We start from the raw sequence: 13,774 nt of genomic DNA, 5'->3' as shown, positions 1-13,774 counted from the left end.
AACGAACAACTTATGCGTAATTTTTTCAGCGTCGACAACGTCGATCGCTTTCTGACTCGAACCCTAAAGGGGCTGGAGAATTTCTGCTTCCGGTTTCGAACCCCATTCCTTGTCTGGCTCGCCATCTTCACTGCCATCATGGGCTACTTCGCCCTGCAGCTGCGCATGGAAGCTGGCTTCGAGAAGCAGATGCCCACCGGTCATGAATACATAGAAACTTTCAACAAATACCGCAACGACGTGCTGGGAGCCAATCGCCTGAACATCGTCGTCAAGTCGAAGAAAGATACCATCTGGACCCAGGCTGGATTGACGCGCCTTTATGAAGTGACCCAAGCGGTCATTTACCTGCCAAGCGTCGACCGTCTGGGGGTGCAGTCCCTGTGGACTCCAAACAGTTTCGTCAACGAGATCACCGAGGAAGGTTTTCGCGCCGATCCGCTCATTTCCGGTACCGTGACGCCGGAACAACTCACTCCGGATATTATCGCCGGTATCCAGCGTTCCGCCAGCCAGGGCGGTTTTGTCGGCACACTGGTCTCGCGCGATCAGACCAGCGCCATGATTGTGGCGGAACTGGCCGAAGTGGACAAGGACGGCAAAAAGATCGATTACGTTGCCTACAACCGGATCCTTGAAGACCAGATCCGTAAGAAATTCGAAGACGCCAATTTCGAGATTCAGATCACCGGCTTCGCCAAACAAATTGGCGATATCGCTGACGGCGCCTCGTCGGTCCTGGAATTTTGTGCCGTTGCCTTGGTGCTGACTGCCTTCGCGGTCTACTGGTACTGTCACTCCATCCGTTTCACGCTCCTGCCCATCATCTGCTCCTTGACCTCCCTGGTGTGGCAGTTCGGCGCCCTGCGCCTGCTCGGTTTCGGTCTTGATCCGCTGGCGGTGCTGGTGCCCTTCCTGGTCTTCGCCATCGGCGTCTCGCACGGCGTGCAGCAGATCAATTTCATCGTCCGCGAGATTTCCGACGGCAAGACCACGGAAGAGGCGGCTCGAGCCAGTTTCTCCGGCCTGCTTATTCCAGGTGTTTTGGCCCTGGTGACGGCTTTTGTCTCCTTCATCACTCTAATTTTGATTCCTATTCCGATGGTGCGTGAGCTGGCGATCACCGCCTCCCTCGGGGTGTTTTTCAAGATCACCACCAATCTGGCAATGCTGCCCATCGCCGCCTCCTACTTCCATTTCACCAAGGAATACGCCAACACCGCTATGCTCAAACGCGAAAAGCGTGCGCGCTGGCTGCGGGTGCTGGCACGCGTTGCCGAGCCGAGAAACGCATTGATCGTCATCGGCGTCACGATGGTGGTGTTTGCCGTGTCGGTATGGCAAAGCAGTGATCGGGTCATTGGCACCCTCCAACCAGGTGCCCCTGAACTGCGCCCCGAGGCGCGCTTCAACCGCGACGCCGTGGCGATCGCCAATGGCTACGATACCGGTCTGGACTGGCTCACCGTCGTCTTCGAGGCGCCACCTGAGTCCTGCGAAAACGTCGCGCTCGGCATTTATCAGGATAAGTTCGTTTGGGATCTGCAGCATACGGAAGGTGTGCTGTCGGCGATCTCCTATTCCGGGCAACTGCGGACCTACAACGAGGGTTACAACGAGGGTAATCCAAAAATGGCTGCGATCCCGATTGACGCGGGTAATTATTCAGCTTTAAGCACTGAAATTGGACGCATGCGCGGTTATATGCGTAAGGATTGCAGTATGACTGCGGTCCATCTATTCCTGAATGACCATAAGGCGACCACGATCAATCGCGTCATCGAGAAGGTCAAGGCCTTCCGGACTAACAACACCATGGAAGGCGTCACTGTCCGACTCGCCTCCGGCAATGCCGGCGTACTGGCAGCCGTCAACGATGTGGTCGAGCATAGCGAATTGCCGATGATGCTCTATGTGTATGGCGCCATCATTTTCCTGGTGGCCATGGTTTACCGTGATTTCCGGGCTGTGTTGGCATGCTGCTTGCCGCTTACCGTCGGCACTTTCATCGGTTACTGGTTCATGAAGGAGCTGAAAATCGGGCTGACGGTGGCGACTTTGCCGGTCATGGTGCTGGCGGTGGGTATTGGCGTCGACTATGCCTTCTATATTTACAATCGCCTGCAGATGCACCTCGCCCGTGGCGAGAATATCGTCAAGGCCCTTGAACATTCCATCCTTGAGGTTGGCACCGCCACCATTTTCACTGCAATTACTCTCTCGATTGGCGTATCCACCTGGGCTTTCTCGGATCTCAAGTTCCAGGCCGACATGGGCAAGCTGCTAGCCTTCATGTTCATGGTTAACATGGTCATGGCCATGACGGTTTTGCCAGCCTTTGCCGTCTGGCTTGAGAAGCTGTTTCCGCGCCGCAGTCCAGTACGTGCATCTAGTATATTCAGTCACTAACGGAGAGCACAATGCGATTTCTATACCCCATGCTCTGCCGGCGCTTCACCACTAGCGGACTTGTCTGCATCCTGTCGTTGGGTCTCGAAGTTCATGCCCAGATGCCCGGGCCTTCTGCGGCTGCAATGCAATTGAAAGTCCAGTCGGCTCAGAAATCGGCCGCTGCCATCCATGCTTCGATCCTTGGTGCTGCCAGGGCAGGAAAACGCATTGTCGCAGTAGGCGACTACGGCACTATTTTACTTTCCGACGATGATGGAAAAACCTTCCGCCAGTCGGTCTCAGTGCCTGTGTCATCGACGCTGACGGCGGTTTCTTTTGCTGACGATAAAAACGGTTGGGCTGTCGGTCACTGGGGAGCGATCCTGAATACCGTCGACGCAGGAGAGCATTGGCACATTCAGCGAATGGATACCAAAGAGGATCGTCCGTTGTTCTCTGTCTATTTTTTCGATGGGCAGGAGGGTATCGCCGTCGGCCTCTGGTCCATTGTGCTTGCCACACGTGATGGTGGAAAAACTTGGGACCCGATAAGTCTTCCCACCCCGCCAAACGGAGGGAAAGCTGATCGCAACTTGTTTAAGATTTTTGCATCAGATCAAGGCAGTCTCTTTGTCGCCGCTGAACGCGGCACCATCCTGAGCAGCGATGATCGCGGCAGGACCTGGCATTATATTCAGACAGATTACAAGGGTTCATTCTGGTCAGGCATTGGTCTTAAAGAGGGGCCACTGCTTGTTGCCGGTTTGCGGGGGACGATCTACCGCAGCACCGACGATGGACGAAACTGGCAGGCCATCAACAGCGGTACGAAAAGTTCAATTACTGACATCGTCGAGATGGGCGGCAAAGTGGTCGCTGTGGGTCTCGACGGTGTGCAGGTCGAGAGCGAGGACCAAGGTGCTAGCTTTACATGGACGCAACGGGATGACCGGCTTTCAATGACCGCCGCTATCGGTGGCAGTGGGACGGCCCTTGTTCGCTTCTCAAAGAAAGGCGTCGTTTCGGCAACCCTGCCTGGTGCTGTCGCTAACAACTAATAAGCCAAGAAACCAAAGGAAAACATATGAAAAATTATTTTATGATTATCGATGGCAAGCCGGTGTTCGCGGACAGTACCTTTCCGGTCATCAACCCGGCGACGGGGGAAGCATTTGCTCAGGCTGCGGCGGGTAATATTTCGCATGTCGATGACGCGGTTGTTGCTGCCCGGGCTGCCTTTCCGGCGTGGAGCAGCACTCCGGACGCGGAGCGCCAGCGCCTGATACACGCGATCGGCGCCGCCCTGGAAGCTAATATGCCCGAATTGATGGAATTGGTTACCAAGGAGAACGGTAAACCTCTCAATGGTCTCAATGGTGTTGGTTCGGGAATGGAGGTCGGCGGAGCCATCGCATGGACCCACGTTACCGCCGATTTGCAACTGCCGGTGGAAGTGATCCAGGATAACGATGAGGCACGCATCGAAGTGCACCGAAAGCCGCTCGGAGTGGTTGGATCCATCACTCCTTGGAACTGGCCGCTGATGATTGCCATCTGGCACGTTATTCCGGCTCTGCGTGCCGGAAATACAGTGGTGCTCAAGCCCTCCGAACTTACCCCGGTGGCGACCTTACGTTTCGTCGAGCTAGCCAATGCCATCCTGCCACCGGGAGTGTTGAACATTGTGACCGGAAGATCCGGATCCGGGATTGGCGCGGCCATTGCCAAGCACCCCGGGATTGACAAAATTGTGTTCACCGGCTCGACCCCGACCGGCAAGCAGATTATGCAAAATGCCGCTGGCAACTTAAAGCGCATGACACTGGAGCTTGGCGGCAACGACGCTGGCATAGTGCTGTCCGATGTGGACCCAAAGGCGATTGCATCCAAGCTGTTTGGCGTCGCCTTCAATAACAACGGTCAGACTTGTGCATGTCTCAAGCGCCTTTACGTACACGAGAGTATCTACGAAGAACTGTGCGCTGAACTTGCGAGCATCGCACGGAAGACGATCGTTGGGAATGGCATGAGTCCCGAAACCCAGTTGGGTCCGGTGCAAAATCAGGCCCAACTAAGCTTCGTTCAGGAGTTGGCAGAAGATGCCCGGAGTCACGGCGCCCGTTTCCTTTGCGGCGGTCGAGTGATGGACGGGGTGGGTTATTTCTACGAGCCAACGGTGGTGGCGGATGTCACCGACGGCATCCGCCTCGTGGATGAGGAACCGTTTGGCCCTATCCTGCCCGTAATCAAATACTCCGACATTGATGATGTCATTCGTCGCGCAAACAACAGCCCCAATGGGCTAGGAGGCTCCATCTGGTCAAACGACCGGGCCAAGGCTGCAGAATTGGCGCTGCGTCTTGAGTGTGGCACAGCATGGGTGAATGAACATGGTGCGATCCAGCCTGATGCACCTTTTGGCGGAGTAAAGCAGTCTGGGATTGGTGTCGAGTTCGGGCGCTATGGACTGGAAGAATATACCTCCATCCAAACCCTGAAAATTATGAAATGATGATTTCTTGGATATCCTGGACCAATGTGACCGGTCACGATGCCGGAACGGTACAGTGCAGCATCAGAGCAGTGCTGCGCAGAGAACTGCTTCGTCCTGGCAGGCGGGTAAGTTCGTGATGTGACGCAGGCGCGCGAGTTGCTTGACGGGATTGCCCCTGACAGCCTGCCGGTGCGGGGCTGTTTTGGCAGCGCAAAAAAATGCTGGCAGAACGCATGCTTCAGGTCGAGCTCTCTCATCACCTGGGGCAGTAGCGCAACGCGCCGGAACCGTCCTGAACCACAAGAGCGGCAGCAGTGTTTTTATTGCGCGTCACCCAGCATGAATTCGCATTCAGTTTCTGCTACGGTTCTTGACCACGATGCGAATGAATCATCGCTTCGGCAATGCCGGCCGGCACTTCGGCGTAATGCTTGAACTCCATGCTGAAGGTGGCGCGCCCTTGCGTCAGCGAGCGCAGCGCTGTGGCGTAGCCGAACATTTCGGTCAGCGGCACTTCGGCGCGGATTGCCTTGCCGGCGCCGCCCGGGATGTCGTCCATGCCCTGGATCATGCCGCGCCGCGCCGACAGGTCGCCCATCACGTCGCCGGTTTTTTCTTCCGGCGTTTCGACCTCGACTGCCATCATCGGCTCCAGCAGCACCGGGCCAGCCTTGCGGCAGCCGTCCTTGAATGCGATTGATGCGGCCATTCGGTAGGCGTTTTCGTTCGAATCGACCTCGTGCGAGGAGCCGAAGAACAGCGTCACCTTGACATCCACCACCGGGTAGCCGGCCAGGACGCCGGTTGGCAGCGTGTCCAGGATGCCTTTCTCCACCGCCGGGATGAATTCGCGCGGCACGCTGCCGCCCTTGACCGCATCGACGAATTCGAAGCCCTGGCCGTGCGGCAGCGGTTCGATCTTCAGCACCACGTGGCCGTACTGGCCGCGCCCGCCGGACTGCTTGATGTATTTGCCTTCGCTCGATTCGCAGGTCTTGCGGATGGTTTCGCGGAATGCCACCTGCGGCTTGCCGACGCTGGCGGCGACGCCGAATTCGCGCCGCATCCGCTCGACCAGCACTTCCAAGTGCAGTTCGCCCATGCCGGAGATGATGGTCTGGCCGGATTCGTCGTCGGTGCGTACCCGAAACGACGGGTCTTCCTGCGCCAGCCGGCTCAGCGCCATGCCCATTTTTTCCTGATCGGCATGGGTTTTCGGTTCGACCGCCTGCGAAATCACCGGCTCCGGGAATACCATGCGTTCCAGCGTGATGATGGCGTTCGGGTCGCACAGCGTATCGCCGGTGGTCACGTCCTTCAGGCCGACCGCTGCCGCGATATCGCCGGCGTAGACTTCGCTGATTTCGGTGCGGTGGTTGGCGTGCATCTGCAGCACCCGGCCGACCCTTTCCTTTTTGCCCTTGAGCGGAATGTAGACGGTGTCGCCGGAGTGCATCGCGCCGGAGTAGACGCGGAAATAGGTCAGGTGGCCGACGAACGGATCGGTCATGATCTTGAAGGCCAGAGCGGCGAATTTTTCATCGTCGCTGGCGCGGCGCTCGACTACCTGGTCGTGCTCGTCGTGGCCGGCCACCGGCGGAATGTCGCTGGGCGCCGGCAGGAAGTCGATCACCGCATCCAGCAGCGCCTGCACGCCGCGATTCTTGAAGGCGCTGCCGCACAGCATCGGCACGATCTCGCCGGCGATGGTGCGGGCGCGCAGGGCAGCCTTGATTTCAGCTTCGGTCAGCGCCACGCCGTCCAGGTATTTTTGCAGTAATTCCTCGCTGGCTTCGGCCGCAGCTTCCAGCATGGCGTCTTGCCATTGCCGGGCGCTGGCCAGCAGTGCCGGTGGGATTTCGCGGTATTCGAATTTCACGCCTTGCGAGGCGTCGTCCCAGATCACGGCCTTCATCTTGATCAGGTCGATCACGCCGTGGAAATTCTCCTCGGCCCCGACCGGTATCTGCAGCGGCACCGGGTTGCCTTTCAGGCGCTCGCCGATTTGCTGCCGGACCCGGAAGAAGTCGGCCCCGACCCGGTCCATCTTGTTGACGAAGGCCAGCCGCGGCACCCGGTACTTGTTGGCCTGGCGCCACACCGTTTCGGATTGCGGCTGGACCCCGCCGACCGCGTCGTACACCATGCAGGCGCCATCCAGCACCCGCATCGAGCGCTCGACCTCGATCGTGAAATCGACGTGGCCCGGGGTGTCGATGATGTTGATGCGGTGTGTCGGGTAATTGCCGGCCATGCCTTGCCAGAAGCAGGTGGTGGCCGCCGAGGTGATGGTGATGCCGCGCTCCTGCTCCTGCTCCATCCAGTCCATCGTGGCCAGGCCTTCGTGGACTTCGCCCAGCTTGTGGCTGACGCCGGTGTAGAACAGGATGCGCTCGGTGGTGGTGGTCTTGCCGGCGTCGATATGGGCGCAGATGCCGATGTTGCGGTACTGCGCGAGGGGTGTTTTGCGAGTCACGATGCTTTCCTTTTTGGAAAATTCGTCTTGCGCCTTGCGCGGCAAGGGAACGGCCTGCAGCAACCTGTTTTGCGATCCGGCGTTATCGATTAAAAATAGAGGGTATCGTCATTTTAATGCCATTTTTCCTAATACTTCATTGCGGATAAAAAACATACGGATAGTAGTATTTCAGGCGATCCGCAGCCGTTGCGCAATCCCGCTGCGCCTTGCCTGATGCCTTCGGTATTTTTGGTGGGCAGGAGCAACATGGATTATTTATATTGCCCAAGCGCGCATCTGTCAATTCGATAACGCAACTCTCGGCGCCGATGTTGCGCAATGTCTTGCCGCGCGTGCCGGCGGCTCAGGAGCAGGTGGCGACGCTGCCGACCAGGCCGGCCGGCAGGGCCAGCCCGGAGAGGCGGCAGCGCTGCATGCTGCGCTCCAGCGCGGGCTGCCATTCGGTCAGCGCCTGGCCGTGGCATTTCAGGCCGGCTTCGAGGCGGGTCCATTCCTGCGCGAAGGCTTGCGGGCGCAGCGCGGGCGGATGGCGGGTGATCCGTGCGCAGGCGTGTGGGCCCAGGTAGTCGCGCGCCACCGCTTGCCAATCCTGTTCTGCATGGTATTCGACCCGCATCAGGTCGATGCCGACCGCGCCCTGCAGGCAGATCGCCCCCAGCACCAGGCCGGGCTGGTGGCTGACGGACAGCCCGATGCGCATGCCTGGCGGGTTGGACCGGGCGATGCGCAGCGGCTGCCCCGGCACCGACCGGAGTTCGATTTCTTCCGGCGGCAGATCAAGCAGGATGGCCAGCGCTGCGCGTAGCGCCTGCCGAATCTGGGCCCGGCCGAAATCCCGATTGCTGCTCATTGGCGTGGCTACGCCAACCACCAGCAAATCTCCCTGCGCCTGGCTGGCGGCCCGCACTAGAGGCGCGGATGCGGGCCAGGGATGGACGGCGAGCAGGGGGCTGTCCATGGTTGCTGCGCCCTAGTGGCGCGCTGGCGCCGCCGGGCAGCCGCGCCAGCTCGATGCGGCCGGAATGAATTCGCCCTTCATTACCAGCGTCAGGGCGCCCAGCTTGACGTTGTCCGCCACCACCGCGCTGTACAGCACTGCGCTGCGCGGCCCCATGTAGACCCGGCTGCCGATGCTGACATGGTCGATCTTCATCACCCGGTCTTCGAACAGATGGGTCTGCGGGCAGGACAGGGCGTTGAGTTCGCTGTGGTCGCCGATCCTCACGCAGTCGAATTCGGTGATGTCGGTGGTGTTGAGGTAGACGCCGCGGCCGATGCGGCAGCCCAGCAGATTGAAGGCCAGCGGCAGCCAGGGCGTGCCGCGCAGGTAGACCAGCAGGTTCGGCACCGCGATGCCTTCGTACAGGTTGGTGACGGCTTCCGACAGCCAGACGAAGGGCGTCCACATCGGCACGCTGCATTGGCGGTAGCGCCGCAGCAGCAGCCATTTCAGCAGCACCACGAAGAGGAAGGTGCCGACCCCGTACAGCAGGCCGGCGACGGTCAGGATCCGCACCACCGCGCTCCACTGCCCGGCGCCAGCCAGCGGCATCACGTTCAGTACCAGCGTGTAGCCGACGGCGATCACGATCGCGTGCGGGGTGACGATGCGGGTCGCTTCCACCAGAGTGCGGCCGAGCCGGCGCCAGCGTGACGGATGGAAGGTGAGTTCCTCCGGAAAGCCGCGTACCTGTTCGCGCGCCGGCAGGTTGATCGGCGGCGAGCCGAGCCAGGTGTCGCCGTCGCGCATCAGTGCGTTGTCCGGTGCGCGCGAATGGACGCCGATCAGGACGTTTTCCGGTAAGGTGGTGCCGTCCGGTATGTAGGCGCCATTGCCGACGAAGCTGCGGCGCGAAATCACCGTCGGTTGCAGGCGCATCCAGCCGCCGTCGATCTGCTCATCGCCCAGCAGCACCGCGTCGGCGATGAAGGTTTCGTCGCCCAGCGTCAGCATGTCCGGCACCACGCCCAGCGCGGTCGAGATTTCGGCATCGCGGCCGACCTTGGCGCCCAGCAGGCGGTACCAGAACGGCGCGAACACCGTGGCATACACGCCGTGCAGTACGCTCAGGCTGGATTCCTGGATCTGGTTGACCAGCCATTTGCTGCAATAGACGTTGCTGTGCACCGGCCAGCTGCCGGCCTGCAGGCGCGGCAGCACGCTCCAGCGGATCCCGGCCGACAGCAGCGCAGTGCAGACGATCAGCACTGCGGTGGCAGGAAACGCCAGCACAAAATATTTGATCAGTTGAAACGGCAGCTGATTAGTCTCCAGCCACGGAAAGCGCTCGGTATTGTCAAGCCAGTCGATCAGGATGAAGCTCGGAAACACCGGCATGAAAAACAGGATCGTGATCAGCAGCGCTCCAAAGGCAAAGAACGCTGCCTCGCCCGCCAGCCGGGTGCGCGAGACCGCCGGGCGCGCCGGGTTGGTTGCGGGGTCGAAGGCGCCGGTGTCGCGCGCCGGCGAGCCGCTCCAGATCCGGTCGGCCGGCACCGCCTGCCCATCGCTCAGGGCCGACTGGCCTTCCAGATGGCCGAAGGCGCCGATGCTGGTATTGCCTTCCAGCACTGCATAGGAGCCGATGCACGCCTCCTGCGCGACGGCGATCATGCCGAGTCGCAGTTCGCCGTGCTCGACCCGGGCGTTCTCGAAGTTGACCGCATTGCCGATGCTGCTGCCGGCGCCGATCTGCAGCAGGTCGGGGGCGCGCAGCGTGATCGAACCGATCACCACATCCGGTCCGATTTCTGCGCCGAGCGCCCGCAGCCACCAGGCGTAGAGCGAAGAGCCGCTCAGCAGATAGGTCGGTGCCGCCTCGATCATCCGGTCCGCCAGCCACCAGCGGTAATAGGTCAGGCCCCACAGCGGATAGCGGCCGGCCTTGAGTTTGCCGGCGATCAGCCATTTGCCGGCAATCGCGAGGCCGAATTCCAGCACCGTCGTCAGCAGGAATACGCCGACCGAGGCGCAGATGGCCAGCGCAATCGAGTCGTCCGGGTCGCCGGTATAGAAGTGGTAGGTAAAGAACGGCGCCAGCCATTGCATCATGCGCAGCGCCACCAGCCAAGGTACGGCGGCGGCCTGCGCCGCGCCGCACAGCCAGCGCTGCAGGGCCGACGGCGCCTGCCAGCTCAGATCCAGCGCCGGCCCGGCTTCCTGCGCTTCGCCCAGTACCGCCGCAATGCGGCCGATGGTGCGGTTCTGGTAAATGTCGCGCACCGTCACGTGGGCAAAGCGCGGTTCGGCGCGCAGGGCGGACGCCAGCCGCGCCGCAAACAGCGAGTGGCCGCCCAGATCGGAAAAGAAATCCGCGCTGCGGCGGATCGGCTGGCCGGGAAAGAGTATGGCCAGTGCGGCGAACAGCGCGACTTCGGCCGGCGTTTCGGGCTGGTCCGAATCCGCCGCAGCGGCGTTGCCGAAGGCCAGCGGCTGGGCTTTCAGCGTCTTGCGGTCGATCTTGCCCGAGGTCAGGCGCGGCATCTCTGGCAGCGTCACAAACTGCCCAGGCACCATATACGGCGGCAGGCAGGCGCCGAGCGCCTGGCGCAAGGCGGCGGTGGAAACATCGGTGTTGTTTTCCGGCACGATGAAGGCAATCAGCTGGTCGATGCCGGCGTCGTGCTGCAGCACCACCGCCACGGTGCCGATGCCGGGTTGGCGCGCCAGCACCGCTTCGATTTCGCCCAGCTCGACCCGGAAGCCGCGGATCTTCACCTGATCGTCGGTGCGCCCCAGACATTGCACCCGGCCGTCGGCATCGATCCGCGCCAGGTCGCCGGTGCGGTACAGGCGCCGGTCCGAGGTGCCGCAAGCCCACGGATTGGGCAGGAATTTCTCCGCGCTCAAGTCCGGTCGGCCCAGATAGCCGGCCGCGATGCCGGGGCCGGTGATGCACAGCTCGCCGGTTGCGCCGCGCGGCAACAACGTCAACTGGTCTGCGCTGGCGGGGTCGATGATCAGCATGCCGTAGTTCGGCAGCGGAATGCCGATCGTGACCGGCTCCTCCGCCTGCAACTCGGCCAGGCTGGCCGAGACTGTGGCTTCGGTCGGGCCGTAGGTGTTAAACAGTTGGCGGCCGGGCCGGGTCCAGCGGCCGACCAGCGCTTGCGGGCACATTTCGCCGCCGAGGTTGATCAGACGCAGGCTCGGTATCTCTTGGCTGAACAGAGCCAGCAGGGTCGGCACCGCATGCAGCACCGTGACCTGGTGCTCGGCCAGCGCGCGCGGCAGCGCTTCGGGGTCGCAGGCCACTTCCTTGGGCGCGATCCAAAGCGTGGCGCCGACCAGGTAGCTGATCCAGATTTCCTCGAACGACATGTCGAACGCGACCGAAAAGCCCTGGTACACGCGGTCGCCGGCGCGCACGCCGAGCACCGCATTTTCGCTGCGCAGGAAGTGGCAAATGCTGCCCTGCGTGATTTCGATGCCTTTTGGCTTGCCGGTCGAGCCAGACGTGTAAATCACATAGGCCGGGTGCTGCGACAGCGCCTTGTGCCGTTGCAGCAGCGCCTGCGGCGACGCGATCGGGCTCAGCAGGGTCTCGGCCACCCATACCTTGTGCGCCTGTCGCCCGAGTTCCGGAACAAACTGTTCGCAACTCACGATGCCGGCCGCATGCGCATCCTCAAGGCAGATTGCGATCCGCTCCACCGGCGTGTCGGCGTCGAACGGCAGCCATGCTGCGCCGGCCTTGGCAATGCCGGCCTGCATCACCAGTAAATCGATGCCGCGCGGCAACCACAGGCCGACGATATGGCCGGGGCGCACGCCCGCTTCGATCAATCGTGCCGCGACCCGTCCGGCCTGCTCATTGAGATCATGGTAAGTCAACTGCCGTGCGCCGAAAATCAACGCAACCTGATGCGGCATGCGCGCGGCAGTGGCTTCGAGCAGGTCGGCCAGAATTTCATGGCGGATCAGTTCAGGTTCGATTGGCCCAAGCAGGATGTCGGGATGCGCGACTTCATGAAGATGGTCGGCAATGGTTGCGGAAAGGTCGAGGTCGGCAAGTGGAGATTGAGTCATATAAAACAATGCGCAGACCGGAATTGATTCCGGTCTGCAAGATAAATGAAAAACAGGATTGGATTACGGGTTTATGCGTGAATTTGAATTGCGGAATCGGCGCCTTTGTCAGGACAGCAGTTGGATTAGCGCGGTTGGATGAAGCGACCAGCCCAGCAACCCGGCCAGACCCATCAGGATCCCGAATCCGGTCGGCACCAGTGCCGCAAAGTACAGCCAGCGCTGGTGCGTCAGTGCGGTGACCGCCAACAAGGAAATCGCAATCGCGATCAACGCGTCCGACAGGTCGAACTGATCGTCGCGGAAGTTGGCGGCATCGTAATCTTTCTGGTCCTGGTCCGCTTGCTGCTGCAGCTCCGCCTTTTTGCCGGCTTGCTCCGCAACAACTTTTTCATAATCCCTGATTGCCGTTGCGTAAGCACCCTGTTCCGCCGGCGGGCGTCCGGCGGCCGCCAGGCGCAGTTGCATCAGCGTCGATTTGGCGATTTCTTCCCGGATGTTGCGCGCCTGATAAAACGCCCAGTGATCGAGCTTGTTGGCCTGCGCCTGCTGCATGCCCTGCACGATATTGTCGTCCTTGACTTTGCAGATGCCCAAGAAGGTTGCCAGGATCGCCACCGTAATTGCCACCAGCATGTTCAGCCGCATCGATGCGCGGTCTTTGGTGCCGGCGTCGTCCAGTGATTCGATTGTGTCCAAAGGGTTGATGTCCATGTTTTGATTGGCAGGTCAGGAAGAGGTAAAGCTGCTCGTAGCGTAATCGCCATGTTCATTCGGCTCCGAGGCGAGCAAAAAAAGACGGTATATTATTTTCGGGCGCTCGGAAAGCGCTTGATCGGATTATGGCTCCTGCAGTGTGGCGTCCAATCAACAAAGCCAAGCGTACCGGCTTTGCCGAACACGGATGCTTTGGTGTTTTGAGTCGGACCGGCGCAGTTGCAGCACCCCTTCGGCGGAACAGAAAAAGACACGCCGCATGCATCTTTTTGAAATTTCATCGCAAGCAGCGTGAATGTAGAAAGCGCATGGGCGGTAAACGCGATGCAGGAGAATTGGTTGACCGGTTTCGGTAAAAGTATATGCAAGCAGGAATTGCGCGGGAGTTGGTATTGTCCGCGAGCGCCTGGGAAGTGCGAACGGGCTTGGAGGCTGGGCGCCGGAGATTTTAATAAACAGGGAGTATGAATATTTTTATATTATTTTCCGCATATTAAAATTAGCGCACATAAAATAATACTCCACTTGGTAGTACTGGAAAGTTTTTACTTAAGACCCTCGCGCATTTTTGGTTCGTGCGTGTTCCGGTCGACGCGCCACTTATTTCCTTTCCTTTGTCATTGTCTTGTCCGCCCATCTGCGAGAGCGGGTAAAGTAGCACGCC

At 60.3% G+C, this 13,774-nt stretch carries 7 protein-coding genes; 3 read left to right on the top strand and 4 right to left on the bottom strand.

The annotated features are described in order from the left end of the window. The first annotated feature begins 12 nt into the window (after positions 1-12). From HMCN_RS0102655 to HMCN_RS0102645, 3 genes are read left to right on the top strand one after another with little or no spacing between them, the layout of a single operon-like run. Positions 13-2,409 (top strand): RND family transporter, encoded by a 2,397-nt coding sequence (locus tag HMCN_RS0102655; RefSeq protein ID WP_025915921.1) that lies wholly within the window; start codon positions 13-15, stop codon positions 2,407-2,409. Positions 2,410-2,420: 11 nt separating this feature from the next. After that, the gene (locus HMCN_RS0102650; protein ID WP_025915920.1) at positions 2,421-3,449 is read left to right on the top strand and encodes a YCF48-related protein; all 1,029 of its coding nucleotides are present in this window, start codon (positions 2,421-2,423) and stop codon (positions 3,447-3,449) included. Positions 3,450-3,475: 26 nt separating this feature from the next. Next, the gene (locus tag HMCN_RS0102645; RefSeq protein WP_025915919.1) at positions 3,476-4,903 is read left to right on the top strand and encodes an aldehyde dehydrogenase family protein; all 1,428 of its coding nucleotides are present in this window, start codon (positions 3,476-3,478) and stop codon (positions 4,901-4,903) included. 343 nt (positions 4,904-5,246) lie between these two features. Here the strand turns inward: HMCN_RS0102645 and fusA are convergent, their stop codons facing one another. The 4 genes from fusA to HMCN_RS0102625 form a co-directional block, all read right to left on the bottom strand. Then, the gene (gene fusA, locus HMCN_RS0102640; protein ID WP_025915918.1) at positions 5,247-7,361 is read right to left on the bottom strand and encodes an elongation factor G; all 2,115 of its coding nucleotides are present in this window, start codon (positions 7,359-7,361) and stop codon (positions 5,247-5,249) included. Positions 7,362-7,707: 346 nt separating this feature from the next. Then, positions 7,708-8,322, bottom strand: coding sequence for a 4'-phosphopantetheinyl transferase superfamily protein (locus HMCN_RS0102635; RefSeq protein ID WP_035625504.1), 615 nt, complete (start codon positions 8,320-8,322; stop codon positions 7,708-7,710). 12 nt (positions 8,323-8,334) lie between these two features. Then, the gene (locus HMCN_RS0102630) at positions 8,335-12,393 is read right to left on the bottom strand and encodes a Pls/PosA family non-ribosomal peptide synthetase (protein ID WP_081801382.1); all 4,059 of its coding nucleotides are present in this window, start codon (positions 12,391-12,393) and stop codon (positions 8,335-8,337) included. 108 nt (positions 12,394-12,501) lie between these two features. Further along, positions 12,502-13,107, bottom strand: a complete 606-nt coding sequence (locus tag HMCN_RS0102625; protein ID WP_025915915.1) for a DUF4337 domain-containing protein — start codon at positions 13,105-13,107, stop codon at positions 12,502-12,504. Positions 13,108-13,774: the final 667 nt, after the last annotated feature.

The sequence above is a fragment of the Herminiimonas sp. CN genome, from assembly GCF_000622895.1.
In the GTDB taxonomy this organism is placed as follows: domain Bacteria; phylum Pseudomonadota; class Gammaproteobacteria; order Burkholderiales; family Burkholderiaceae_D; genus AVCC01.
This window is presented reverse-complemented; position numbering and strand designations above follow the sequence as displayed.

Bases quoted from the DNA above. Each gene is read 5' to 3' on its own strand.
- HMCN_RS0102655 (WP_025915921.1), top strand. From the start codon at position 13: ATGCGTAATTTTTTCAGCGTCGACAACGTCGATCGCTTTCTGACTCGA.
- HMCN_RS0102650 (WP_025915920.1), top strand. From the start codon at position 2,421: ATGCGATTTCTATACCCCATGCTCTGCCGGCGCTTCACCACTAGCGGA.
- HMCN_RS0102645 (WP_025915919.1), top strand. From the start codon at position 3,476: ATGAAAAATTATTTTATGATTATCGATGGCAAGCCGGTGTTCGCGGAC.
- HMCN_RS0102635 (WP_035625504.1), bottom strand. From the start codon at position 8,322: ATGGACAGCCCCCTGCTCGCCGTCCATCCCTGGCCCGCATCCGCGCCT.
- HMCN_RS0102630 (WP_081801382.1), bottom strand. From the start codon at position 12,393: ATGACTCAATCTCCACTTGCCGACCTCGACCTTTCCGCAACCATTGCC.
- HMCN_RS0102625 (WP_025915915.1), bottom strand. From the start codon at position 13,107: ATGGACATCAACCCTTTGGACACAATCGAATCACTGGACGACGCCGGC.